This window comes from Micromonospora eburnea, assembly GCF_900090225.1.
In the GTDB taxonomy this organism is placed as follows: Bacteria; Actinomycetota; Actinomycetes; order Mycobacteriales; family Micromonosporaceae; genus Micromonospora; species Micromonospora eburnea.
Map to the genome: position 1 here is coordinate 3,375,530 of NZ_FMHY01000002.1, position 22,831 is coordinate 3,398,360.

Below are 22,831 nucleotides of genomic sequence, written 5' to 3' on the forward strand. Positions count from 1 at the left end.
ACGTCGGGAGAGTCATGGGCGCGAGAACTTTCATGGTGGTCGGCGGCACCAGGGGCCTCGGCCTGGCGGTCGCCCGCCTGCTCGTCGAGGAACATCGGGTGGCCGTGCTCGGCGACGTGCCCGACGAGGTCGCCGCGGTGGCCGACGACCTGGAGTGCGCCGGGATCGTCTGCGACGTCGCCTCCTACGACCAGGTGCGGGCGGCGTTCGCCGAGGTGGTCGACCGGTACGGCGCGATCGACGGCGTCGCCGCCTGCGCGTCGATGTGGGCCGGCGGTGACCTGGCGGACCTCTCCCCACAGCGCATCCGACGGGCCGTGGAGATCAACGCGCTCGGCACCACCTACGTGCTCAAGGAGGCGCTGCACCACCTGCGCCGGCAGGGCTTCGGCAACGTGGTGTACGCCGGCGCGACGGCGGTGACGACGGCCCGCCCGGGCATCCCGGTCCACCGGGCCACCGAGAGCTACGGCAGCAGCCTGGTGGAGTCGCTGGCGGAGGCCCAGCACAGCAACCGGATCAAGGTCATGCGGCTGCACCCGGGTCCGATGCCGACGCGCCGACAGGAGCGGGTGGGCGACGAGTTCCTCGACGAGACGTACGCCGGGCCCGAGCAGGTCGCGGTCGAGCTCGTGCGGCTGCTCCAGCTCGCCCCCGACGACCTGTACGTCCCCGATGAGCGGGCGGACGGGCGGTGGTGACGGAGGTCGGCACCCGGCGAGATTTATAGACAAGAGTCTTTACTGTTAACAAGGTTTAATTTATCTTCATGGCAGCTCCACGAGTCGTCCCAAGGGAGTTGCCCATGCGTCGAAGAATCACCATCCCGCTGCTCAGCACCGGTGTCGTCGCCGCCACCCTGGCCGTCGCCACCCCCGCCCAGGCCCACGGTTACGTCTCCTCGCCACCCAGCCGCCAGGCGCTCTGCGCGCAGAACAAGGTCCCGGACTGCGGGCAGATCAAGTACGAGCCGCAGAGCGTCGAGGGCCCGAAGGGTCTGCGCAGCTGCCACGCCGGGCTCGCCCAGTTCGCCGTCCTCAACGACGACAGTCGCAACTGGCCCGCCACCTCGGTCGGCAGCACCGTCACCTTCACCTGGATCAACACCGCCCGCCACGCCACCAGCAACTGGGAGTACTGGATCGGCAACACCCGGGTCGCCGTCGTCGACGGCGGCGGCCGCCAGCCCGACGCCACCGTGTCGCACACCGTCAACCTCGGTGGCTTCTCCGGCCGGCAGAAGCTCCTCGCGGTGTGGAACATCGCCGACACCGCGAACGCCTTCTACTCCTGCGTCGACCTGCAGATCGGGAGCGGAGGCAACCCGACGCCCAGCCCGACCCCGACCACCCCGGCACCGAGCCCGACCGTGCGCCCGACCAGCTCACCAGCACCGGGCGGCACCTGGACCGCCGGACAGGCCTACCAGGTGGGCGACCAGGTCACCTACAACGGCCTGACCTACCGCTGCCGCCAGGCGCACACCGCGCTCCCCGGTTGGGAACCGCCGAACGTGCCGGCGCTGTGGCAACAGGTCTGACCGTACGGGTGCGGCCACGCCCGGCGTGCGCCGCACCCGGGACCGTCCCCCGGCCGGGCGTCCGGGGTGGCCGCACCCGTCACCGGCTGGCCGCCGCCCTGCTGGTGGCCGTGCTGGCCGCCACCGGTTGCGCCGGCCCGCCGGAGTCCTCCGCGCCACCGGCGGCCCCGACCGGGGCGGCCGACGACGCCCCGACCAGCGGGATCGACGTGCTGTTCCTGTCGATGATGGTGGCGCACACCGAGCAGACCCGGCAGATCGTCCGGCTCGGGCTCGACCGCACCGCCGACCCGGAGATCCGGACGCTGATCGCCGCCATCGAGGTCACCGAGGCGGACGAACTGTCCACCATGCGGGGCTGGCTGCGCGACGCCGGCCCCTCGGCCGTGGCCGCCGCCGCCCGACACGACCACTCCGGGCACAGCGACGCCGTCGCCGGGCTGGCCCGGCTGCGCGCGGCCCCGGCCGGCGAGGTGGACCGGGTGCTGCTCGACGTGCTCGGCGCGCACCAACGAACGGCGGCGAGGCTCGCCGCCGCGCAACTGAGTGCCGGCACCAGCGCCCGGGTACGGGAACTGGCCCGGCGCATCGAACAGTCACGGACCGCGGAGGTGGCGCTGATGGCGAAGCTCGCCACCGCCCCGCCGTCCGGGCCGTGACCGGACGGCGGGGCGGTGGCCGCCCACCCACCGGAAGACAACGTCCTGGTGCGGGAGGGGGAGTAACCGAGCGCCGGGAGGTCGCGATGTGCCGCAACCCGCGTCGCCCCTACGTGGTCAGGGTGCCCGCGACACTCGGGCCGCCGGCACGCCGGGCCGGTGACCGGGCCCGCCCCAACGAACGGGCCCGGTCGGACGCCGACGGCACCGTCCCGATCAGCCGCCCCCGGACCGGGCGACCAGCAGCGCCCAGCCCAGGCAGCCGAAGGCGGCGGTGTTCAGCACGGCCCGGACCAGGTTCCAGCGCACCCAGGCTTCCTCGAACACCGCCCGCAGGGCCGCCGGATCCGCCGGCGGGGTGGCGTCCAGTCCCGCCGCGAGCCGATCGTTGAGCGGCACGTTCACCGCGAGCGTCACCACCAGCACCAGCCCGTAGAGCAGCAGGGCGGCCAGCAGCCAGGGCAGCGGCGCGCGTCGGCCGGCGGGCAGGTGCAGCAGCACGGCCGCGAGCGTGCAGACCAGCGCGCCGCCGAAGCAGAGCGCGAACCATCCGTTCAGGATGGCCGCGTTGATGGACCGCATGGTCGCGACGAACGCCCGGTCGTCCAGCCGGGACAGGCCCGGCATCACCGCGTACGCGAAGCCGGCGAACAGCCCCGCCATGAGGCCGGTGGTCAGCGCCGCCAGCAGAAGGGCGATGGCCCGCAACCCGTTCATCGGGCACCGCCCCGGACATCCAGTTCGATCATGGCTCCATCGAACCCTCGGCAGCCGGGACGATCCATGGCCGAAACTGCCGGAACCATACGCGAGCGTCTACCCTCACCGGGTGGACGTGCTCGCCGACATACTCCGGGGGCTGCGGGCCCGGGACGCCTTCCTGCTGCGGACCGTGCTGGACCCGCCGTGGTCGATCCGGGTCTGCGACGCCGCCCCGCTCAGCGTCACCACCGTGGTCCGGGGCGGCGCGTGGGTGGTGCCCGACTCCGGCGGGCCGGTGCCGCTGGGCCCCGGGGACGTGGCCGTGCTGCGTGGGCCCGACCCCTACACCGTGGCCGACGCTCCGGACACCCCACCGCAGGTGGTGATCCATCCCGACCAGCGCTGCACCACGCTGGATGGGCGGGACCTCAGCACGGTGATGGCGCTCGGCCTGCGTACCTGGGGCACCCGGCCGGACGCCGCGGCCGCCCTGCTCACCGGCACGTACGCGAGCAGCGGGGCGGTCGGCGCCGGCCTGCTCGCGGCCCTGCCGCCGCTGGTGGTGCTCCGCGCCGACGACGGCGACCTGCCGGTCGTCGCGCTGCTCGCCGGGGAACTGGACCGGGACGAGCCCGGGCAGGAGGCGGTGCTGGACCGGCTGCTCGACCTGCTCGTCATCGCCGTGCTGCGAACCTGGTTCGCCCGTCCGGGCGCGCGGGCGCCCGGCTGGTACCGCGCGTACCCGGATCCGGTGGTGGGCCGGGCGGTCCGGCTCGTCCAGCACGATCCCGCGTACCCGTGGACGGTGGCGGAGTTGGCGGCCGCGACCGGCACCTCCCGGGCGGCCTTCGCCCGCCGCTTCACCGCGCTGGTGGGTGAGCCGCCGATGGCGTTCGTGACCGGCTGGCGCCTGGCGCTCGCCGCCGAGCTGCTGCACGACACCGAGCTCACCGTCACGGCCGTGGCCCGCCGGGTCGGCTACGGCAGCCCGTTCGCGCTCAGCGCCGCCTTCAAGCGGGTCCGCGGGGTCAGCCCGCGCGCACACCGCGTCGCCGCCGGGACGCCGGCCGCGACGGAGATCACACCGCGTGGTGTGGGCGACCGGCGGTAATCGGCGGGCAGGGTGTCGGTGGCGGTCGGTAGGCTGCCCTGCGGAGTCGCCCCCTGCCGCACGCGACATCCCACGCGGACCCGCGTGGTGCCGCCGCCCCGCAACCAACCGGATTCAGGAGATTCTTTGTGACCCAGCAACCTGTCGCGACTTCGAACAAACTCGACGCCGCGGTGCTCAAGGTGGCGGGAGTCGTCGTGCTCGGCGCGATCATGTCGATCCTCGACGTGACAGTCGTCAGCGTCGCGATACCGACGTTCATGCAGGACTTCGACGCGTCCTACGCGCGCGTCGCATGGACGATGACCGGCTACACACTCGCGCTGGCCACGGTTATCCCGCTCAGCGGGTGGGCTGCGGACCGGTTCGGCACCAAGCGCCTCTACATGACCGCCCTGGCGCTGTTCACCATCGGCTCCGGGCTGTGCGCCACCGCCGACTCGATCGGCGAGCTGATCGCCTACCGCGTCCTGCAGGGACTCGGCGGCGGCATGCTCATGCCGCTGGGCATGACGATCATGACTCGGGCGGCCGGCCCGCACCGGATCGGCCGGCTGATGGCCGTCCTCGGCATCCCGATGCTGCTCGGGCCGATCGGCGGCCCGATCCTCGGCGGCTGGCTGATCGACACGGCGAGCTGGCACTGGATCTTCCTGATCAACCTGCCGATCGGTGCCATCGCGCTCGTCTACGCGCAGCTGGCGCTGCCGAAGGACAACCCCGAGCCGTCGGAGTCGTTCGACTTCCTCGGCATGCTGATGCTCTCGCCGGGACTGGCCCTGTTCCTCTACGGCGTCTCGTCGCTGCCCGAGGCCGGCACGATCGCCGAGACCAAGGTGTGGCTGCCCATGCTGGTCGGCGCCGTGCTCCTGGTGGCCTTCGTCCTCTACTCGTTCCGCCCCCGGCACCCGCTGCTCGACCTGCGGCTGTTCGCCAACCGCAACCTGACCATCGCGACGCTCACCCTGGTCGTGTTCATCGTCGCGTTCATGGGCGCCGGCCTGCTGTTCCCGAGCTACTTCCTGCAGGTCCGGGGCGAGTCGACGCTGACCGCGGGCCTGCTGATGGCCCCGCAGGGCATCGGCGCGATGCTCACCATGCCGATCGCCGGGATGCTCGCCGACCGGGTCCCGGTCGGCCGTACGGTGCCGTTCGCGCTGCTGTTCATCGCCGCCGGCTTCTTCACCTTCACCCAGCTCGACGCGGACACCTCGTACTGGCTGCTCGGCGGCTCGCTGTTCGTGATGGGCCTGGGCATGGGCGCCACGATGATGCCGATCATGACGTCGGCGCTGAAGACCCTGCACGCCCAGGAGGTGGCCCGCGGCTCCACGCTGGTCAACATCCTCCAGCAGATCGGCGGATCGGTCGGCGCCGCGGTGATGTCGGTGCTCCTCACCAGCGAGCTGAACGGCTCCCGGCTGATTCCCGGCATGACCGATCCGACGAGCGGCAAGCCGGTCAGCGAGGCGGGGCTGGCGATCGCCACGCAGCAGCAACCGGAACTCCTCCAGCAGTATCCGCTGCCTCCGGGGCTCATCGAGCGTGGCCTCGACTTCGCGGCCAGCTCCTTCGCCTCGGTGTTCTGGGTGGCGTTCCTGCTCGTGCTGGCCACCTTCATCCCGGCGGCGTTCCTGCCCCGCCGGCGCCAGCCGCAGCTCGACGGCCCGCAGCCGGAGCAGCCACCGACCCCCGTCGGCATCCACTGAGTCACGGTCGGACCGCCGGGCACTGCCCCGGCGGCCCGCCGTTCGATCCGGACAATCGGCTCGGGGCCGGTGATCGTCTGATCACCGGCCCCGAGCCGCGTCCGTACCCGCCCTCACCTCGGTCGCAGCGCCGCACCGGCCGGGCACCTGGCTCGCCATCCGCGCCCGCGCCCACACCTCCCGGCGCTAAGGTGACGGAGCCCCACCGCCCCGACAGTCGGCCAGGTCCGAGGGGGAGTCAATGTCACGGAGGCGGTCGTGACGACAGCCGCGCGCCGGCGGCATGGGTTCCGGCGGCCGCTGCCCGGGATCGCCTGATGCGGTGGATCTCGGGCCTGGCCGGCGTGGCCGTCCTGGTGATCACCCTGAGCAGCGTCCTGCGCAACCTGGTGGTGCCGCGTGGCCTGGGTTCGGCGCTGGTACGGGTGCTCTGGCGGCTGGCCCGCTGGTTGCTGCGCCGGGCCGCGGCGCCCCTGCACGGCTACGAGGCACGCGACCGGTTCCTCGCCTGGTTGGCGCCGATCGTGCTGCTCGCGATGCTGTGGTCCTGGCTGATCGGGCTGCTGGCCGGGTACGGGCTGCTCATGCACGCGCTCTCCGGACTGCCCTGGGCGGACTCCTTCCGCGAGGCCGGCTCCAGCCTGTTCACCCTCGGCTTCGCGTCCAACGCCCGCAGCCAGCTCAACGCGCTGGACTTCGTGGCCGCCGCGAGCGGGCCGGTGGTCATCGCGCTGCAGATCGCGTACCTGCCGACGCTCTACGGCGCCTACAACCGCCGTGAACTGGAGGTGACCCTGCTGGAGTCCCGGGTCTCCCAGCCCGCCTGGGGGCCGGAACTGCTGGCCCGGCAGGCCCTTGTCGGCACCGTCGACGAGCTTCAGGGGCTGTACGAGGACTGGGAGCGGCTGGCCGCGGACGTCGGCGAGACGCACACCAACTACCCGGTGCTGCTCGCGTTCCGCTCGCCTCGCCCGTACCGGAGCTGGGTCGTCGCCCTGATCGCGGTGATGGACGCCGCCGCGATGCACATCTCGCTGGCCCCGACGGCGGCGACCGTACCCGCCGCGCGGCTGATGTTGCGCTCGGGCTTCACCGCGCTGCGCGACATCGCCCGGGTCGTGGGTATCCCGTTCGATCCTGATCCCCGGCCGGACGGTCCGCTCCGGCTCACGTTCGAGGAGTACGCCGAGGCGGTGGCGCACGTGCGGCGTGCCGGCTTCGCCCTGGAACGCTCGGCCGAGGAGTCGTGGCCGCATTTTCGTGGCTGGCGGGTCAACTACGAGAACATCGCCCACGCGCTGGCGCACAGCACCGACGCGGTGCCGGCGCTGTGGAGCGGCGACCGGGACTTCCCCAGCACACCCCTGGCGCCCCGCCGGCCGACCGACCGCCGGCCGCAGCCGCCGGGCCGCTGAGCGGTGATCCGGCCCGACCTGCCCGTGCACCGGCGCGTCGGCAGTTTGGCGACGCGGACCCGCGCCGGCGGCGGGCGTCCGGACGAGGTGCGCCACAATCGACGCCATGCGGTTCGGCATCCTCGGCGAGACGGAGGTGTACCAGGCCGATGGTCACCCGTTCGGCATCGGCGGGCCGCGGCTGCGTGCCCTGCTGGTGCGGCTGCTGCTCGACGCGGGTCGGGTGGTCCCAGCCGACCGCCTGATCGAGGGCCTGTACGGCGACAAGCCGCCCGAGCGGGCGGCGAACGCGTTGCAGTCGCAGGTGTCGCGGCTGCGCCAGGTGCTGGCCGGCGCGGGCGGGCCGGTGGCCCCGGTGGAGTTCCACCCGGCGGGTTACCGGCTCGCGGTCGACCCGGAGGACGTCGACGTGCACCGCTTCACCAGCCTGGCCGGGGCCGGGCAGGCCGCGCTGGCCGCCGGTGACCGGCGCGGTGCCGTCGAGTTGCTGGGCGAGGCGCTCGGGTTGTGGCGGGGCGAGGCGCTGGCGGATGTGACCGAGGCGCCGTTCGCTCCCGCCTGGACGGCGCGGCTGCGGGAACGCCGGCTGGCGGCGATCGAGGACCGGATCGAGGCGGAACTCGGGTTGGCCGGGGCGGGTCCCGGGCCGCCCGCCGTCGAGCCGCTGGTGACGGAGCTGCGGGAGTTGGTCGGCGCGTACCCGCTGCGGGAACGGCTGCGCGGCCAGCTGATGCGGGCGCTGCACCTCGGCGGCCGGCGCGCCGAGGCGCTGGTCGCCTTCGCGGACCTGCGCCGCGTCCTCGCCGACGAACTCGGCGCCGACCCGTCCGCCGAGCTGGTCGCGCTGCACACGGCGCTGCTGCGGGCCGAGGTCGCGGCCCCGACGGCGGCGGCGGGGGCGGGGCACGCGCTGCCGAGCCAACTCACCAGCTTCGTCGGCCGGGAGCCGGAGCTGGCCCGGGTCGGCCAACTGCTCGGCGCGGCCCGGCTGGTCACCCTGCACGGCCCGGGCGGTGCCGGCAAGACCCGACTGGCGATCGAGGCCGCGACCCGGCACGGCGGCGAGGTCCGCCTGGTCGAGCTGGCGGCGGTGGCCCCGGGCGCGGACGTGGCCGCGGCGGTGCTGGCCGCGCTCGACCTGCGGGACACCACGCTGCGCGACCGGGGTGTACCCGGGGACGCCGCCGAGCGCCTCGTCGCCGCGCTCACCGGCCGGCGCCTGCTGCTCGTGTTGGACAACTGCGAACACCTGGTGGCCGACGTGGCCCGGCTCGCGGCCCGACTGCTCGGCGCCGCCCCGCTGCTGCGCGTGCTGGCCACCAGCCGGGAACCGCTCGGCGTGCCCGGCGAGGCGCTGTGCCCGGTGACCGGCCTGCCGGTGCCGTCCGCCACCGCCGCGCCCGAACGCGCCCGCGACTATCCGGCCGTACGGCTCTTCGCGGATCGCGCCGCCGACGTGGTCCCGGGTTTCACCGTCGACCCCGACACCGTCGGGCCGGTCCTGCGGATCTGCCGTACGCTCGATGGCCTGCCGCTGGCCATCGAACTGGCCGCGGCGCGGCTGCGGGCGCTGCCGGTCGTGGAGGTCGCCGCCCGCCTCGACGACCGGTTCCGGCTGTTGAGCCGGGGCAGCCGGATCGCCGAGCCGCGACACCAGACGCTGCGTGCGGTGGTGCGGTGGAGCTGGGACCTGCTGGACGAGACCGAGCGGCGGCTGGCCCGCCGGCTCAGCGTGTTCGCCGGCAGCGCCGACCTGGCGGCCGTCGAGCGGGTCTGCGCGCCGCTCGACGGCGACCTCGTCGACGTGCTGTCCGGCCTCGTGGACAAATCCCTGGTGGAGGCCGCCGGCGGGCGGTTCCGGATGCTGGAGACGGTACGCGCGTTCGCGGCCGAACAGCTCGCCGAGGCGGGGGAGGCCGAGCGGTTCCGCCGCGCGCACGCGGCGTACTTCCTCGACCTGGCCCGTACGGGTGACGCGCGGTTGCGCGGCCCGCGGCAGCTGGACTGGTTGCGGCGGCTGGACGCGGATCGGGACGACCTGCACGCGGCGCTGCGCCAGTCGGTGGCCGTCGACGACATCGGCACCGCTCTGCGGATGGTCGCCGCGCTGTCGTTCTACTGGTGGCTGCGGGGCCTGCGAACTGACGCCGCGATGATCGCCGGTCAGCTCGTCGACCGGCTCGACGAACCGCCGCCCGGGCTGGCCGAGGAGCACGCGCTCTGCCTGCTGGTCGCGTCGCTGGGCGGTGCCACCAGCCGCGAGGTCGAACCGGCCACGGCGATCCTCTGGGAGCTGGGCCGGCCGCCCGAGTACCCGTTCCTGTTCTACCTCTCCGGCATGGCCGCCGGCCCGCCGCCACCCGAGCGGCAGGCTCAGCTGCGCGCGTCGGAAGACTGGGACGTGCTGTTCGGCGCCGACCCGTGGATCCGCGCACTCGGCTCCCTCGGCATCGGAATGATGTGGCAGTTCGAGGGCCGGTTCGACCGGGCCCGGGCGGCGCTCACGGTCGCCCTCGACGGGTTCCGCGCCATCGGCGAGCGGTGGGGGACCATCCTCGTGCTCAGCTCGCTGGCCGAGGTGGCCCAGCGGGCGGGTGATGCCGCGGCAGGAACGGCTCCGCTGGACGAGGCACTGCGGTTGGCGGACGAACTCGGCTCCACGCTCGACATGGCCGAGCTGCTGCGTGCCCGGGCCGACGGGCGGCTCGGCGGCGACGACCTGGCCGGGGCGGAGGCCGACTACGAGCGGGCGGCGCGGTTGGCCCAACCGGCCGGGGCCGCGGAGCTGCTCGCCGCGGCCCACCTCGGGCTCGGCGAGATCGCCCTGCGGCGCGGTGACCTGACCGGGGCCCGGCGGCTCTGCGAGCGGGCGCTGTCCGAGTGCCCCGCCGGCTGGTTCGGCGCCGAGGTGGTGCGGCTGGGGGCGCTGGTCACGCTCGGGCGTACGGCCGAGGCGGCGGGCGACCCGGCGACCGCCCGCCTGCGCTACCGGCAGGTGCTCGGCGTGACCGTCGGGGCCTGGGACCCACCGCTGCTCACCGCCGCCCTTGAGGGCCTGGCCGGGCCGGTGCTGCGGCGCGGCGCCGACGAGCGGGCCGTGGTGCTGCTCGGCGCACTGACGACCCTGCTGCCCGGCGCCGTCGCCGCCGCGCACGCCACGCCGGTGGCGGCCGTGGCCCGGAGCCGGCTCGGCGACACCGCCTACGAGCTTGCCTTCGCCCGGGGCGCCGCGATGGGCCGCCCCGAGGCGACGGCGTTGCTGGACGCCGGCTGACGGCGGCACGACCCGCGCCGTCAGCGGCCGGTGCGCGGCCGGTCAGCGCCCCCGGCGACGCTGCCGGCATGACCAACGAGACACCAGCCGTCGTGGCCGAGGGACTGCGAAAGCGGTACGGCCGCAACCCCGCCCTCGACGGGTTCGACCTGTCCGTACCGGCCGGCACGATCTTTGGGTTGCTGGGGCCGAACGGTGCCGGCAAGACCACGGCCGTGCGCATCCTGGCCACCCTGCTGCGCTTCGATGCGGGCCAGGCCCGGGTCGCCGGGTACGACGTGGCGCGCCAGCCCGAGCAGGTCCGCCACGCGATCGGCCTGACCGGGCAGTACGCGGCCGTCGACGAACTCCTCACTGGCCGGCAGAACCTGGTTCTGTTCGGTCGGCTCCGCCACCTGCCGGGGCGGGCGGCCCGGCGGCGGGCGGACGAGCTGCTGGAGCAGTTCCGGCTGACCGACGCGGCGGACCGGTCCGTCGGCGGGTACTCCGGCGGGATGCGCCGCCGGCTCGACCTCGCCGCCAGCCTGATGATGACGCCGAGGGTGTTGTTCCTCGACGAGCCGACCACCGGGCTGGACCCGCGTAGCCGCAACGGCCTCTGGGCGGCCGTGCGGTCACTCGTCGCCGACGGCACCACCGTCCTGCTCACCACGCAGTACCTGGACGAGGCAGACCAGCTCGCCGACCGGATCTCCGTGGTGGACGCCGGCCGGGTGGTCGCCGAGGGCACTCCGGCCGAGCTGAAGGCCCGCATCGGTGCGGACCGGATCGAACTGGTGCTCCGGAGCGCCGCGCAGCTGCCGACGGCGGCCGGCGTCGTCGAACGGATCACGGGCGGGCCGGTGACGATCGACGCGGAGATCCGGCAGCTCAGCGCCCCCGTTGTCGACCGGGTCGCGGTCCTCGCCGACGTCATGCGGGCGCTGCGGGACGCCGCCGTGGCGGTCGAGGATGTCACCCTGCGACGGCCGACCCTCGACGAGGCGTTCCTGTGGCTCACCCGGCGTGAGCCCGCCCGCCGGACGGAGGTGGCCGCGTGACCACTGCAGTGCAGCGCCCGGCGTCCGCCGATCCGGCACCACCGGCGTCCGGCGGTCCGCTCACCCGGCTCGGCTGGGCGGTGCGCGACGGCTGGGCGATGACGGGCCGCAACATGTGGCACGTGGTCCGGTCGCCCGAGGAGATCATCCTCTACTTCAGCCTGCCGATCATGTTCGTGCTCGTCTTCGGCTACGTGTTCGGCAGCGGCATGGCGGTGCCCGGGGAGGGCAGCTACCGCGAGTTCCTGCTGCCCGGGGTCTTCGTGATGACGATGCTCTACGGCCTCGGCGCCACCGCGTCGAGCGTCGCCTTCGACGCCAGCCGCGGCGTGGTCGACCGGTTCCGGTCGATGCCGATGGCCCGGTCCGCCCTGCTGACCGGCCGGGCCGGCGCCGATGTCATCCGTGCGCTGCTGGAGATGGCCACCCTGGTCGTCTGCGGCCTGCTCGTCGGCTGGCGGTGGCGCCACGGCGTGGCTGACGCGCTGGCGGCGGTGGCGCTGATCCTGCTGCTGCGGATGGCGTTGACCTGGATCGGGATCCTCCTGGGGCTGGCCGCCCCGAAGCCCGACGCGGTCGGCGTGATCGTGTTCCCGCTCGCCTTCCCGCTCACCGCGCTGTCCAACGTCTTCGTCGCACCGGACCTGATGCCGGACTGGCTCGGCGCGATCTCCGCGTGGAATCCGCTCTCCGCCACCGTGGCGGCAGCGCGCGAGTTGTTCGGCAACCCGGGAGTCGGCGGCGAGTCGTGGGCGGCGCAGCACGCGCTGCTGTTGGCCGTCGGCTGGCCGGTGCTGCTCATCGTGGTCGTCGCGCCCCTGGCGGTACGCCGCTACCAGCGGCTGAGCCGCTGAGGCACCCACCCGGCCGGGCCCTCGGGGCCCGGCCGGGTGGCTGTCGAGACGGGAGCCAGGGCTGCTGCCGGTGATCCGCGTCGTCTCCGCCGAGCCGACCGGCTCAGGCGTGCAACGGCCGGCCGGTCTCCAGCAGCGTCTTGAGGTCGCTGAGGACCTCGGGCCAGCCCCCGCCGGCACTCTCGAGCTGGCCGTCCACCTGGGTCAGGGTCTGCGGCGCGCCGGCCAGCTCGTGGGTCACGGTGAGGGAGCTGATGCCGTCGCCCCGCTCCTGGATCTCGTACGTCAGGCGGGTGGCGGGCTCGTCCAGCCAGGTCGCCCGCCAGGTCTGCACCAGCCGGACCGGCGGCTCGACCTCGATCACCTCGCCCTCGACCAGGATCTCCGGCATGCCGTCCTGGTGTTGTTCGGGAGTCGCGCGGGCGAGGTAGCCGCCGCCCGGGCGGAGGTCGTACTCGGCCAGGCCCTGGTAGCCGTACCGCTGGGTCCATTCGGGCTTGGTGATCGCGTCCCAGATCGCCTGCGGCGTCGCCTTGATGTACACCCGGTAGACCCTGGTGGTCCCGGTGGTCGTCGTGGTGGTCACGGCTTCTCCTTCGTCTCGTCGCGTTCGAGTTCTGACTTGAGGTCGAGCAGCGCCACGGCGTGGCGTTCGGTGTACTTGTCGATCCAGCGGTCGTGGATCGACCGGATCGGCACCGGGTTGAGGAAGTGCAGCTTCTCCCGGCCCTGCTTTCGGGTCACCACGAGCCCGGCGTCCTCCAGCAGGCGCAGGTGCTTCATCACGCCGAACCGGGTCATCGCCAGCCCGGATTCCAGCTCCGTCAACGTCTGGCCGTCCCGAACGAAGAGGCGGTCGAGCAGGGCGCGACGGGTCGGATCGGCGAGCGCCTTGAACACCAGGTCGTCGTCGTTCACACCAGCCAAGATAGGTGACCAAAAGGTCACATGTCAAGGCGCTCGCCTGTCCGCGGCCCGCCGGCGGTGTCCCGTGGCGGTGGCAGTCCCCGGGCCGGCGGCGGGGCCAGGTTAGGCCGGCCGTACGCGGGGAACCCGGCGGCACGCCCGCGCGCGGGCCCGCGTCACCCGACACCGACCGCTGAACGCTGCCGGTCACGTCGGGGCCGCAGCATCCCGAGGGCCGCCCGACCGCACGGTCGGGACGGCCGCGAACGACGACCTCTGGCGAGACGAGCCGACGGATGAATGGTTGCTGATGGTTCTGTGTGATGCTGCCGTATCGGGTCGTACCGCAGTGCCCACCCGCGCGCCGATCCACCGGGACCGGGTGCTCGGCACGGTCGGCTCGACCGTCGTCGCGGGCGGCGGCCTGCTGGCCGGCGTGACGCCGCTCGGCGAGGTCGCGATCGACCTGCCACTCCTGCACGAGCTGCGCGCGTTGCCGGCGCTGTCGGTGTCCGTGCTCTACGCCGGCCTGGCGATGCTCCTGCTGGCCTGGTGGCGGGTCGGTGTGTCGGTACGCGCCGACGCCGGCCCCTCCGGTCGGGAACTGGCGACGACAGCGGCGTGGTGGGCGGCGCCATTCGCCGTCATCACCCCGATCTTCAGCGGCGACGTGCACAGCTATCTCGCGCAGGGCGCGATGACGATGGCCGGCCTGGACGCCTACCGGGTCGGGCCGTCCGCCCTGGGCGGCCCGCTCACCGTCAACGTGCCCGAGATCTGGCAGCACACCCCGGCGCCGTACGGTCCGGTCTTCCTCCGACTCGCCGCCACCGTGACCGCCCTGACCGGCGGCGGCGTCTGGGCCGGCATCATCGGGATGCGGGTGCTGGCGCTGCTGGGCGTGGGCCTGCTGGCCTGGTCGGTGCCCCGGTTGGCCGGCCTGTGCGGGGTGCCACCGACGGCCGCGATGTGGCTGGGCGTGCTCAACCCCCTCGTGCTGCTGCACCTGGTCGCCGACGCCCACAACGAGGCGGTGATGTTGGGCCTCATGTGCGTCGGGTTGCTCCTGGCGCTGCGGCGGCGGCCCGTGCTCGGCATCATCCTGATCACGCTCGCGGCCCTGGTCAAGGCTCCGGCCGTGGTCGCGCTCGCCTTCGTCGTCCCGGTCTGGGCGCGGCACCTCGCCGGCCGGCGCGGGCGGCTGCTCAGAGCGGCCCGGCGCACCGTCCTCGTCGCCGCCGTCACCGGGCTGGCCGTCACCGCCGCGACGAGAAGCGGCATCGGCTGGGTACGCGCCCTGGACACGCCCACCCACGCGCACACCTGGATGTCGATCACCACGGACCTCGGTTGGGCGGCCGGAAGTCTGCTGCACCGGCTGAACGGCCTCGCGGTCGAGCACACCATCCGGGCCTTCTGGCTGGCCGGACTCGTCCTCGCCGCCGGGGTCAACCTGGTCCTGTGGCGACGCGTCGCCCGGATCGGGCCGGTGGCCGCGCTCGGGCTGGGGCTGGCGGCGCTGGTGCTCACCGGACCGGTGGTGCACCCGTGGTATCTGCTCTGGGCGCTCGTACCCCTCGCCGCGGCCGCCCGGGGCGCCGGGACGCGCCGGGCGGTGGCCGTCGGCACGGTCGTCCTCGTCCTGGTGGTGCTGCCCGGTGGCGTCCAGCCCGGTCTGTCCGCGGCGCTCGGCGCGGTGCTGGGGGTCTCGGCGGTGCTGGTCGCCACGATGGTGGCCCGGCGCCGGTCCCGGCAGCGGAGGTGGACCCGGCCGACGGACGAGCCGTTCCGGCCCGGCGGGCCGGGCGCGGTGCACGTCCGACCCACCGTCTGAGCCGAGGCCCGTCGCGCCAGCCCACGACGCCGCACCGGGTGCGGCCGGCCGGCGGCGCTCCGGTCAGGACCCGGAGTCGCCGGCGGCCTCGGCCTGCGCGGCGCGGCGGATGTCGAGCAGATGGTGTTCGCCCTCGTGGACCGTGTGCTGACCGAGCCAGAGCAGCGTCCGGGCCCGCCGTCGCGGCCAGGGGTAGACGCCGGTGCGGTCGAGCGCCGGCGGGTCGAGCGCCGCGAACCGGGCGGCCAGGTCCTCGGCGGCCGCGCTCAGCGCGGCGAGGACGGCCGACGGCTCCTGCTCGTTGTACGCGTCGGCGATGGCGCGCTCGTCGCGGCCCATCGGGGCGAACTCCGGTTCGTCGACGCCGAGCGCCTGTTCGAGTCGTTCCGCCTGGACGCCGAGCACGTCCCGGACGTGGCAGGTGTATTCCAGGGGCGACCACACCCCCGGGGCCGGTCGTCGGCGCGGATTCCGCACCCCGGCCAGCGCGGTCCGGTACCGCAGGCCCAGCCCGCGCAGCAGCGGCGGTAGCTCCTCGGCGGCCACGCCGGCATAGACGAACTGGCACTCGTCGCACCGATCCACGCGGCTCAGCGTACGTCGTCGTCGCCCGTCCGAGCGACCGCCCGTCACCGGTGTCCCTGGGGCGTGGCGGCCGGCCGAACGAGCGCGGTCGGGGGAGCAGGCGACGACCGGCACGCATGTCCCGGCCGGTGCGGGGTAGCCACCCGGGAACCCGACGAGGAGGTGGAGGCGCCGATGGGTGACGCCGTCACGAATCAGCCCGCCGGCCGTGGACGACCGGCCAGCCCGACCGATCGGCTGGCCGAGGACGTGGCCGAGGTGGTCCGGTCGGAGGTACGCGCGCTGCGCGGCCAACTGCTGGACGCCGCCCGACCCGCCGGGCTGGGCTTCGCCCTGCTCGCCGCCGCCGGCGGCTGCCTGGTGCTCGGCGCGGGAGCCGCCTCGGCAACCGTGCTGCGCATGTTGGAGGCGTTCCTGCCGCGTCGGCTGGCCGCGGCCGGACTCACCAGCGGCTACCTGGCGGCCGCCGTGGTGCTCGGCCGGGTGGGGCTGAACCAACTACGGGCGGCCGGTGGCAGCTCCGCCCGGCTGGCTGACGAGGTCCGCGACGCGGTCTCCGCCACCGCCGCGCAGGTGGTGCCGGCCGGCTCCGCCGCCGCCCGGGACGCGCTCGGACGCTGAGTCGCCGCCCGCCATCACCACCCGTTGCCGTCGCCGGAGAGGGGCGCCGCGTCATGACCGACAAGCACCAGCAGGCCGAGGAGATGCGCGACGAGGTGCCGTCGACCGTCGCCCGCTCGGACGACAAGGCGGTCCGCACCTACAAGAAGACACTGGAGTCCGCGGAGGAGACCTACGGCGGCGGCGAGCGGGCGCACCGCACCGCGTACGCGTCGCTCAAGCACACCCACGAGAAGGTCGGGGACCACTGGGAGCCGAAGGAGCGCCGGGGACCCTCCGATCCGCAGGCGGCCCAGGGCGCGCCGGCGTCCCAGCAGCGCCCGCGCCCCACCGCACAGGGGGTGGACGCCAACGCCAGCAAGGGGCACCTCGACCAGGTGGCCCGCCGGGTCGGCATCGACAACCCGCAGGACCTGGGCCGGGACGAGCTGGTCCGGGCAATAGAGAAGGCCAACGCCCGGGCCACCGCCCGGGCCCGGAAGCGGTGAGGGCCAGCGGCCCGGAAGCGGTGCCGGCCAGCGGCACCGGGGTGCGGCCGTCGGCACCCTACGCCACGACGTGGTCGTGGCTGGGAACGCCGTGGGCTGTTTGCGCCCGAGCCGGCCGGGTACCGGGGTGGACGGACGAGGAAGGCGGCGGGCGATGAGGACGGATCGGCTCAGTGACCTGGTGGTCGGCGCGGCCGGCAACGTCGCCGGGGCGGTCGTCGACCCCCGGCAGGGGTTCAACATGCTCCGGTCGGCGGTCAGCTCGCGCACGGTCGTCACCGTCGCGGCGGGTCTGGTCGTCGGTTTCCTGCTGGCCCGGGCCACCCGGCGCGCCTGACGCCCGCCGGGTCGGGAATCGCGCGGCCGGCGGCGGCCGCTCAGGAGCCGGCCGACAACAGCCGTTTGATCTCCGGGGCGGCCGGGTGCTCCGGGGCGAGGGTCAGGAACCGGCGCAGCGTTCCGGTCGCCTCCGCCGAACGCGCGCCGCGCTGCGCCAGCCCGAGCACGAGCAGGCCGTCCGGTGAGTCCGGAGTGTGGGCGAGTACCTCCCGCGCCGCCTGCTCGGCCGCGCCGGCGTCGCCGGCCCGGAGCAGGGCGAAGGCGAGCCGCAGCCGGACCGTGTCGTCCGGCCGGTCCCGCAGCGCCTCCCGGTAGAGCTGGGCCGCGGCCGCGTACCGGTCCTGGCCCTCCAGGTCGCGGGCCAGTTGCACGGTGACCGCGACCGGGTCGGCCGGGGGCTGCTGCGGCGGCCGGTCCAGGCGGTCGGCGGTGACCGCGACGGCGGCCACGAGGGACACCAGCCCGGCTGCGCCCGCCCACCACGCCCGGCGGGCGGCCCGGCCACCCGGTGCCGGGCGGACCGCGGCCCCCCGCGCCGCCGGCCGGCGGGGGCGCAGCGTACGCAGGGCGGCGTAGCCGGCCCCCAGGAGCGTCAGCGCGGGCACGGCCCACAGCAGCACCGTCGCCCCGTGGGCGGGTGGCTCGGTCAGCACCTCCGGCCCGTACCGCTGGACGAACCACCGGCGGATCTCGGCGCGGTCCCGGCCCTGGGCGAGTTGGTCGGCGACCACCTGTCGCATCGCGGCCGCGATCGGTGACCGGGAGTCGGCCACCGACTCGCCCTGGCAGGCCGGGCAGCGCAGCCCGGCGGCGACCTCGCGTACCCGGTCCGCCCCGCCGCTGCCGCCGGTCGAGCGCAGCAGCCCCACCGCGGCGCCGGTGACCAGCGCGATGAGCACGAGCGCGGCCAGTGCCGCCCGCCACCTCATCCCGACAGCAGCGGGGCCACCCGCTGCGCCAGCCACGCCTGCGTCACCACGCCCCGCTGCCGCTCGACGATCCGGCCGTCCCGGTCCACCACGAACGTCTCCGGCACAGCCCGTACGCCCCAGTCGACCGAGCGGGTGCCGTCCGGGTCGGGCAGCACGGTCAACCCGGTCGCGCCGGTCTCGTCGAGCAGGGCCCGGACCGCCGCGTCGCCGTCCCGGACGTTCAGCCCCACCAGGCGTAGTCCGCGCGGCGACCACCGGTGCTCGGCGTCGACCAGCAGCGGCAGCTCGTCGCGGCAGGGGCCGCACCAGGAGGCGAAGACGTTGACCAGCACCACCTGCCCCCGGGTGGTGGCCAGGTCGAACCGCCCACCGTCCAGCGTGGCGCCGGACAGCGCGGGGGCGGGTACCGGCGGTGACGGGTCGCTGTCCGTGCCCGCCGGGGTGCCCGACGCGCGCAGGCCGAGGGCGACCAGCGTGCCGACGGCGACGGTGACCGCGAGCACCGCCGCCGGTCCGGGGCGCAGCCCGGCCGGTAGCCGCGGCGCGCGGCGGCTCATCCGGCGGCTCCCGCGCCGGCCGTGGCTTCCGGCTCGGCCGCCACGGGTGCCGGCCGCCGGACGCCGGTCGGTCCGGGCGGCCGCCGCCGGGCGCGGGCGGCGCCGACCGCCGCGACGAGCCCACCGGCGGTGGTCAGTGCCCCGCCGGCCCAGAGCAGCCCGACGAGCGGGTTCACCGCCAGCCGTACGGTCGCGCTGCCGCTGTCGGCCGCGACCGCGATCAGGGTGACGTAGGTGTCCCGCAGCGGTCCGGTGTCGATCGCCGGGACGGTCACCGTCATGTCCCGGGCCGGGTGGTAGCGCAGCGCCGGGGTGGCCGTCCGCTGCCGTCCGTCCGCCTCGGTGAGCCGGAGCCGGGCGCGTACGGTCATGCCACCGCCGCCGGCCGCCCGGTCCACCCCGTCCAGCCGTACGCTCACCCCGGCCACCCGCAGGGTCTCCCCGGTGCGGATCGTCCCCTCGGTGTCCCGGCCGTACGCGGAGGACCCGGCGACGCCTACCGCGACCAGGGCGATCCCCGCGTGGGCGACGAGTCCGGCGAGGCCGATCACCCGGCTGCCGGCCCGCAACCGGTCGACCAGTTGCCCGGCCTGCCCGGCGAGTACGAACGCCGCCGAGCCGAACGCGGTGAGCGCGGGCAGCCCGGGCCGGCTGAGCAGGCCCACCGCCGCCACGGTGGCCAGCGCGGCACCGGCCGGTACGGCGAGCCGGCGCAGCCCCCGCGTCCGGTCGCGCAGCGCGGGCGCCACCCCGGCGAGCAGCAGCACCACGATCGCCAGCGGCACCGCCGTGCGCTGGTAGTACGCGGGTCCGACGGCGGCGCGTACCCCGCCGAGCGGCGCGGAGAGCAGCGGGAAGACGGTGCCGACCAGCACCACCGCCGCGATGGTCACCAGCAGCACCCCGTTGACCAGCACGGCCGTCGGCCGGGACAGCACCGGAGCGCCCCGGCGGGCCGGCCGGTCGGCGCGCCGGCCGGTCGCCACGGTGGACACCACGACGGCCAGCAGCACGAAACCGAGCAGCATCGGGCCCAGCGGCGAGTCGGTGAAGGCGTGCACGCTGGCCACCGCGCCGGATCGGGTCAGGAAGGTGCCGAGCAGCACCAGGATGAAACTCGTGGTGGCCAGGGTGGTGTTCCACGCGGCCCGGCCGGCGGCCCGCCCGAGGGTGGTGTGCAGGAACGCGGTGGCGGTCAGCCAGGGCAGCAGGGAGGCGTTCTCCACCGGGTCCCAGGCCCAGTAGCCGCCCCAGCCCAGCACCGCGTACGACCACCAGGCGCCGAGCCCGATCCCGGCGGTCAGCGCCGCCCAGGCGGCCAGCGCCCACGGGCGGGCCAGCCGGAGCCAGCCGCGGCCCTGCGGCCCGGCCAGCGGGGCGGCCAGCGCGAGGGCGAACGGCACGACCAGGCCGAGGTAGCCGGCGTAGAGCAGGGGCGGGTGCACCCCCATCGCCGGATGTTGCTGGAGCAGCGGGTTCGGCCCCGGGCCGTCGGCGGGCACCGGGTCGACCCCCCGGAACGGGTTCGCGGCGAACCGGGACAGCGCGAAGAAGAACATGGTGACCGCGCTGACCACCACCATCGCGTACGCGTGCAGCCGGGCCGGGTACCGCCGCCGGGCCAGCAGCGCCGCGTAGCCGCCGAGGACCAGCAGCCAGAGCAGCAGGGAGCCGTCCAGCGCCGACCAGAGACTGGTCACCGCGTAGTACGGCGGCACGTCACGGCCGCCGTTCTCGGCCACGAACCGGACGCTGAAGTCGTGCCGGAGCAGGGCCGTCTCCAGCAGCGCACAGGCGATCGCGGCCGCCACCAGGGTCACCGCGGCACCGAGGCGGGCCGGCCGGGCGGGCGCGTTGAACAGCGCCACCCGCAGCCAGAGCAGGGCGGTCAGGGTGGCGCAGGCCAGTCCGGCGGCGAGGCTGGCGGTGCCGAGGTCACCGAGCATCGACCGGTCCCGGCGGGGCGGTGGACGGGCCGTACTCGTTGCCGTGCCGGACCACCACGTGGTCGGCGTGGAACACGCCGTCGCTGGCCAGGGTGCCCTCGACGACCGCCCCCTCGCCCTCGCGGAACGTCCCCGGTGGCACGCCGCGCTGCCGTACGGTGATCTCGTGGCCGCCCTCGGCGAGCCGGAACACCACGAGGTCGCCGTCGCGGCGCAGCGACCCGGGCACCACGTCACCGCCGAGGCGGATCCGCTCCCCGGCGGCGGCCGGGTCGTCGAGCACCTCAGCCGGGGTGCGGTAGTAGGTCAGGGTGTCCCGCAGCGCGCCGGCGACCAGCAGCCCACCGGCGGCGAGCAGCACGGCGACGAGGGCGGCCCGGCCCGCCCGGCGACGGATCATCCGACCCGGGCCGGGGTGCGCTCGGCGGTGGGGGTGGCGTCGCCGGTCAGCCGCCGTTCCAGCCGGACCACTCGGTGCAGCACGACGCAGAACGCGACGAGCGTGGCGGCGGCGACGGCGAGCAGCAGCGCGACACCCATCCGCGCGTCGATCGGCGGACGCTGTGGGGCGAGCACGGTCGCCTGCTGGTGCAGCGAGCGCCACCAGATCACGGAGAAGTGCACCACCGGGACGAGCAGGAAGCCGCCGACACCCGCCGCGGCCGCCGGCCGCGCCACCCGGTGGTCGCCGCCGTCGGGCGCCCCGGTGCGTTCACTCACCGTCCGGCGCAGGGCCAGATAGCCGGCGTACGCGAACAGCAGCAGGACCGTGCTGACCAGCCGGGGGTCCCACGCCCACCAGGTGCCCCAGACCAGGTGCCCCCAGAGCGACCCGGTGCCGATGGCGACGGCGGTGAGCACCACCCCGACCTCCGCGGCGGCCCGGGCGAACCGGTCCCAGCGCAGGTCACCCCAGATCAGGTACGCGCCGCCGGCGGCCAGCACGAGGGCGAACGCGGCGTACGCCACCCAGGCGGCGGGGACGTGCAGGTACATGAGCCGTTGCGCCTGGCCCTGCACCGCGTCCGGGGGTGCCAGCCAGCCACCGGCCACCGCCGCGGCGGCGCTCAGCCCGCCGGCGAGCCAGGCCGTCGTACGGCGTGCGGCGGCCGCTCGGGCGGTGTCCGCGACCAGGTCCACCGTGGAGGATCGCATGATCTCCCTGTCCGCGCCCGTGGGCGCTTGCCGGAGGGGCAGGACTGCGGAGTCCACCATAAAGCCCAAACCTCCCCTTAATCCCAAATAGCCCCAAAAGGGTATGTAGGTGAGCGGCGCGGTCTACTGTCCGATCCGATGGAGACGACAGTGCGGACGACCCGACGGGCGGTCCGGTGGCGCCCGCGACCGCTGGCCAGCGCGGTGTTCGGCCTGTGCCTGCTCACCGGCTGCGCCGGCGACTCGCCGTCGGCGTTGAACCCGGGCGGCACCGGGGCGACCCGGATCGCCGGCCTGTGGTGGCTGCTGTTCTGGATCTCCATGGCCGTGTTCGTCGAGGTCATGGCGCTGCTCGTCTGGGCCCTGGTGTTCCGGCGGGGCGACGTGCGGGTACGTCACGGGCAGCCACTGCGCTTCGTCACGATCGCCGGGGCCGCGATCCCGTTCGTCATCCTCGTCGCCGTCTACGGCGCGGGCCTGCGCGACCTCGCCGCGCTCGGCGCGGCACCCGACCGGGACGCGCCCACCGTCGAGGTGACCGGCCACACCTGGTGGTGGGAGGTCCGCTACCCCGGCGCGTCCGGCGCCACCGCCAACGAGATCCACATCCCGGTCGGGGAGCGGGTCCGGGTACGCCTGCGCACCGACGACGTGCTGCACAGCTTCTGGGTGCCGCAGCTGATGCCGAAGACCGACCTGATCGCCGGTGAGACCCGGGAGACCTGGCTGCAGGCGGAGCGGGCCGGCAGCTACCGCGGCCAGTGCGCCGAGTACTGCGGCACCCAGCACGCCCACATGGCCTTCCTCGTCGTCGCGCAGCCCCGCGCCGAGTTCGACGCCTGGCTGGCCCGGCTGAACGCCCCGGCCCGCCAGCCGCAGACCGACGCCGAGCGCCGCGGCGAGCAGGCGTTCGTCCAGGGCACCTGCGCCGCCTGCCACAGCATTCGCGGCACCGGCGCGCAGGGGACGGTCGGGCCGGACCTGTCGAACGTCGGCTCCCGGTGGAGCATCGGCGCCGGGGCGGTGCCCAACGACGCCGGCCACCTGGGCGGCTGGATCGCCAACTCGCAGACGGTCAAGCCGGGCAACGCGATGCCGCCGCAGCCGGTCGAGGCGGCCCGCCTGCCCGACCTCATCGCCTATCTCCGGTCGCTGGAGTAGGTG

Annotated in this window: 23 protein-coding genes; 14 read left to right on the plus strand and 9 right to left on the minus strand. The window is 75.0% G+C overall.

Annotation, left to right across the window (positions count from 1 at the left end; all coding sequences use genetic code 11):
* The first annotated feature begins 14 nt into the window (after nucleotides 1-14).
* The 3 genes from GA0070604_RS15165 (at nucleotide 15) to GA0070604_RS15175 (ending at nucleotide 2,199) form a co-directional block, all read left to right on the plus strand.
* Nucleotides 15-701, plus strand: a complete 687-nt coding sequence (locus GA0070604_RS15165; protein WP_091118534.1) for an SDR family NAD(P)-dependent oxidoreductase — start codon at nucleotides 15-17, stop codon at nucleotides 699-701.
* Nucleotides 702-805: 104 nt separating this feature from the next.
* Complete coding sequence (locus tag GA0070604_RS15170; protein WP_091118535.1) at nucleotides 806-1,540, plus strand: lytic polysaccharide monooxygenase; 735 nt, start codon at nucleotides 806-808, stop codon at nucleotides 1,538-1,540.
* Nucleotides 1,525-2,199, plus strand: coding sequence for a DUF305 domain-containing protein (locus GA0070604_RS15175; RefSeq protein ID WP_377593037.1), 675 nt, complete (start codon nucleotides 1,525-1,527; stop codon nucleotides 2,197-2,199). The genes GA0070604_RS15170 and GA0070604_RS15175 overlap by 16 nt, the downstream gene beginning before the upstream one ends.
* A 216-nt stretch (nucleotides 2,200-2,415) precedes the next feature.
* Here the strand turns inward: GA0070604_RS15175 and GA0070604_RS15180 are convergent, their stop codons facing one another.
* Nucleotides 2,416-2,916, minus strand: a complete 501-nt coding sequence (locus tag GA0070604_RS15180; protein ID WP_091118536.1) for an anthrone oxygenase family protein — start codon at nucleotides 2,914-2,916, stop codon at nucleotides 2,416-2,418.
* Nucleotides 2,917-3,028: 112 nt separating this feature from the next.
* On the opposite strand from GA0070604_RS15180, the gene GA0070604_RS15185 reads away from it, so the two are divergent.
* From GA0070604_RS15185 to GA0070604_RS15210, 6 genes are all read left to right on the plus strand, one after another.
* Entirely contained in the window at nucleotides 3,029-4,012 is a 984-nt protein-coding gene (locus tag GA0070604_RS15185) for an AraC family transcriptional regulator (RefSeq protein ID WP_091118537.1), read from the plus strand.
* 128 nt (nucleotides 4,013-4,140) lie between these two features.
* Nucleotides 4,141-5,721 (plus strand): DHA2 family efflux MFS transporter permease subunit, encoded by a 1,581-nt coding sequence (locus tag GA0070604_RS15190; RefSeq protein ID WP_091118538.1) that lies wholly within the window; start codon nucleotides 4,141-4,143, stop codon nucleotides 5,719-5,721.
* 317 nt (nucleotides 5,722-6,038) lie between these two features.
* Nucleotides 6,039-7,136, plus strand: a complete 1,098-nt coding sequence (locus tag GA0070604_RS15195) for a hypothetical protein (RefSeq protein ID WP_208602066.1) — start codon at nucleotides 6,039-6,041, stop codon at nucleotides 7,134-7,136.
* 106 nt (nucleotides 7,137-7,242) lie between these two features.
* Nucleotides 7,243-10,410 carry an AfsR/SARP family transcriptional regulator gene (locus GA0070604_RS15200; protein WP_091118539.1) on the plus strand — a complete coding sequence of 1,056 codons (3,168 nt, stop codon included), beginning with the start codon at nucleotides 7,243-7,245 and terminating at the stop codon, nucleotides 10,408-10,410.
* Between the two features lie 68 nt (nucleotides 10,411-10,478).
* Nucleotides 10,479-11,450 carry an ATP-binding cassette domain-containing protein gene (locus GA0070604_RS15205; protein WP_091118540.1) on the plus strand — a complete coding sequence of 324 codons (972 nt, stop codon included), beginning with the start codon at nucleotides 10,479-10,481 and terminating at the stop codon, nucleotides 11,448-11,450.
* Between the two features lie 98 nt (nucleotides 11,451-11,548).
* Nucleotides 11,549-12,304, plus strand: coding sequence for an ABC transporter permease (locus GA0070604_RS15210; protein ID WP_091127145.1), 756 nt, complete (start codon nucleotides 11,549-11,551; stop codon nucleotides 12,302-12,304).
* A 103-nt stretch (nucleotides 12,305-12,407) separates the two neighbouring features.
* On the opposite strand, the gene GA0070604_RS15215 is transcribed toward GA0070604_RS15210, so the two are convergent.
* Together GA0070604_RS15215 and GA0070604_RS15220 are read right to left on the minus strand one after the other, a co-directional pair.
* The gene (locus GA0070604_RS15215; RefSeq protein ID WP_091118541.1) at nucleotides 12,408-12,890 is read right to left on the minus strand and encodes an SRPBCC domain-containing protein; all 483 of its coding nucleotides are present in this window, start codon (nucleotides 12,888-12,890) and stop codon (nucleotides 12,408-12,410) included.
* Nucleotides 12,887-13,222, minus strand: coding sequence for an ArsR/SmtB family transcription factor (locus GA0070604_RS15220; protein ID WP_091118542.1), 336 nt, complete (start codon nucleotides 13,220-13,222; stop codon nucleotides 12,887-12,889). The genes GA0070604_RS15215 and GA0070604_RS15220 overlap by 4 nt, the downstream gene beginning before the upstream one ends.
* Before the next feature lie 337 nt (nucleotides 13,223-13,559).
* On the opposite strand from GA0070604_RS15220, the gene mptB reads away from it, so the two are divergent.
* Nucleotides 13,560-15,044: a polyprenol phosphomannose-dependent alpha 1,6 mannosyltransferase MptB gene (mptB, locus tag GA0070604_RS15225; protein ID WP_208602067.1), complete on the plus strand. Its 1,485-nt coding sequence runs from the start codon at nucleotides 13,560-13,562 to the stop codon at nucleotides 15,042-15,044.
* Nucleotides 15,045-15,107: 63 nt separating this feature from the next.
* Here mptB and GA0070604_RS32455 read toward each other — a convergent pair whose 3' ends face one another.
* On the minus strand, nucleotides 15,108-15,629 hold the full coding sequence (locus tag GA0070604_RS32455) for a DinB family protein (RefSeq protein WP_167363478.1): 522 nt from the start codon (nucleotides 15,627-15,629) through the stop codon (nucleotides 15,108-15,110).
* A gap of 174 nt (nucleotides 15,630-15,803) precedes the next feature.
* On the opposite strand from GA0070604_RS32455, the gene GA0070604_RS15235 reads away from it, so the two are divergent.
* The 3 genes from GA0070604_RS15235 (at nucleotide 15,804) to GA0070604_RS15245 (ending at nucleotide 17,075) form a co-directional block, all read left to right on the plus strand.
* The gene (locus GA0070604_RS15235; protein WP_091118543.1) at nucleotides 15,804-16,250 is read left to right on the plus strand and encodes a phage holin family protein; all 447 of its coding nucleotides are present in this window, start codon (nucleotides 15,804-15,806) and stop codon (nucleotides 16,248-16,250) included.
* Between the two features lie 53 nt (nucleotides 16,251-16,303).
* On the plus strand, nucleotides 16,304-16,738 hold the full coding sequence (locus GA0070604_RS15240) for a ChaB family protein (protein ID WP_244161913.1): 435 nt from the start codon (nucleotides 16,304-16,306) through the stop codon (nucleotides 16,736-16,738).
* A gap of 154 nt (nucleotides 16,739-16,892) precedes the next feature.
* Entirely contained in the window at nucleotides 16,893-17,075 is a 183-nt protein-coding gene (locus GA0070604_RS15245; RefSeq protein WP_091118544.1) for a hypothetical protein, read from the plus strand.
* A gap of 40 nt (nucleotides 17,076-17,115) precedes the next feature.
* On the opposite strand, the gene GA0070604_RS15250 is transcribed toward GA0070604_RS15245, so the two are convergent.
* The 5 genes from GA0070604_RS15250 to ccsA are packed head-to-tail and all read right to left on the minus strand — an operon-like array spanning nucleotide 17,116 to nucleotide 21,667.
* Entirely contained in the window at nucleotides 17,116-18,006 is an 891-nt protein-coding gene (locus tag GA0070604_RS15250) for a cytochrome c-type biogenesis protein (RefSeq protein WP_091118545.1), read from the minus strand.
* Nucleotides 18,003-18,566 carry a TlpA family protein disulfide reductase gene (locus GA0070604_RS15255; protein ID WP_091118546.1) on the minus strand — a complete coding sequence of 188 codons (564 nt, stop codon included), beginning with the start codon at nucleotides 18,564-18,566 and terminating at the stop codon, nucleotides 18,003-18,005. The genes GA0070604_RS15250 and GA0070604_RS15255 overlap by 4 nt, the downstream gene beginning before the upstream one ends.
* Nucleotides 18,563-20,512, minus strand: coding sequence for a heme lyase CcmF/NrfE family subunit (locus GA0070604_RS15260; RefSeq protein WP_091118547.1), 1,950 nt, complete (start codon nucleotides 20,510-20,512; stop codon nucleotides 18,563-18,565). The genes GA0070604_RS15255 and GA0070604_RS15260 overlap by 4 nt, the downstream gene beginning before the upstream one ends.
* Entirely contained in the window at nucleotides 20,502-20,912 is a 411-nt protein-coding gene (locus tag GA0070604_RS15265; RefSeq protein WP_091118548.1) for a cytochrome c maturation protein CcmE, read from the minus strand. Before GA0070604_RS15265 ends, GA0070604_RS15260 begins: the two co-directional genes overlap by 11 nt.
* Nucleotides 20,909-21,667, minus strand: a complete 759-nt coding sequence (ccsA, locus tag GA0070604_RS15270; protein ID WP_091118549.1) for a cytochrome c biogenesis protein CcsA — start codon at nucleotides 21,665-21,667, stop codon at nucleotides 20,909-20,911. The genes GA0070604_RS15265 and ccsA overlap by 4 nt, the downstream gene beginning before the upstream one ends.
* 138 nt (nucleotides 21,668-21,805) lie before the next feature.
* Between ccsA and coxB the strand changes: the two genes are divergently transcribed.
* On the plus strand, nucleotides 21,806-22,828 hold the full coding sequence (gene coxB, locus GA0070604_RS15275; RefSeq protein ID WP_091118550.1) for a cytochrome c oxidase subunit II: 1,023 nt from the start codon (nucleotides 21,806-21,808) through the stop codon (nucleotides 22,826-22,828).
* Nucleotides 22,829-22,831 lie beyond the last annotated feature (3 nt).

Bases quoted from the DNA above. Each gene is read 5' to 3' on its own strand.
- GA0070604_RS15165 (WP_091118534.1), top strand. From the start codon at position 15: ATGGGCGCGAGAACTTTCATGGTGGTCGGCGGCACCAGGGGCCTCGGC.
- GA0070604_RS15170 (WP_091118535.1), top strand. From the start codon at position 806: ATGCGTCGAAGAATCACCATCCCGCTGCTCAGCACCGGTGTCGTCGCC.
- GA0070604_RS15180 (WP_091118536.1), bottom strand. From the start codon at position 2,916: ATGAACGGGTTGCGGGCCATCGCCCTTCTGCTGGCGGCGCTGACCACC.
- GA0070604_RS15195 (WP_208602066.1), top strand. From the start codon at position 6,039: ATGCGGTGGATCTCGGGCCTGGCCGGCGTGGCCGTCCTGGTGATCACC.
- GA0070604_RS15200 (WP_091118539.1), top strand. From the start codon at position 7,243: ATGCGGTTCGGCATCCTCGGCGAGACGGAGGTGTACCAGGCCGATGGT.
- GA0070604_RS15205 (WP_091118540.1), top strand. From the start codon at position 10,479: ATGACCAACGAGACACCAGCCGTCGTGGCCGAGGGACTGCGAAAGCGG.
- GA0070604_RS15210 (WP_091127145.1), top strand. From the start codon at position 11,549: ATGACGGGCCGCAACATGTGGCACGTGGTCCGGTCGCCCGAGGAGATC.
- GA0070604_RS15235 (WP_091118543.1), top strand. From the start codon at position 15,804: ATGGGTGACGCCGTCACGAATCAGCCCGCCGGCCGTGGACGACCGGCC.
- GA0070604_RS15240 (WP_244161913.1), top strand. From the start codon at position 16,304: ATGACCGACAAGCACCAGCAGGCCGAGGAGATGCGCGACGAGGTGCCG.
- GA0070604_RS15245 (WP_091118544.1), top strand. From the start codon at position 16,893: ATGAGGACGGATCGGCTCAGTGACCTGGTGGTCGGCGCGGCCGGCAAC.
- GA0070604_RS15250 (WP_091118545.1), bottom strand. From the start codon at position 18,006: ATGAGGTGGCGGGCGGCACTGGCCGCGCTCGTGCTCATCGCGCTGGTC.
- GA0070604_RS15255 (WP_091118546.1), bottom strand. From the start codon at position 18,566: ATGAGCCGCCGCGCGCCGCGGCTACCGGCCGGGCTGCGCCCCGGACCG.
- GA0070604_RS15260 (WP_091118547.1), bottom strand. From the start codon at position 20,512: ATGCTCGGTGACCTCGGCACCGCCAGCCTCGCCGCCGGACTGGCCTGC.
- GA0070604_RS15265 (WP_091118548.1), bottom strand. From the start codon at position 20,912: ATGATCCGTCGCCGGGCGGGCCGGGCCGCCCTCGTCGCCGTGCTGCTC.
- ccsA (WP_091118549.1), bottom strand. From the start codon at position 21,667: ATGCGATCCTCCACGGTGGACCTGGTCGCGGACACCGCCCGAGCGGCC.
- coxB (WP_091118550.1), top strand. From the start codon at position 21,806: ATGGAGACGACAGTGCGGACGACCCGACGGGCGGTCCGGTGGCGCCCG.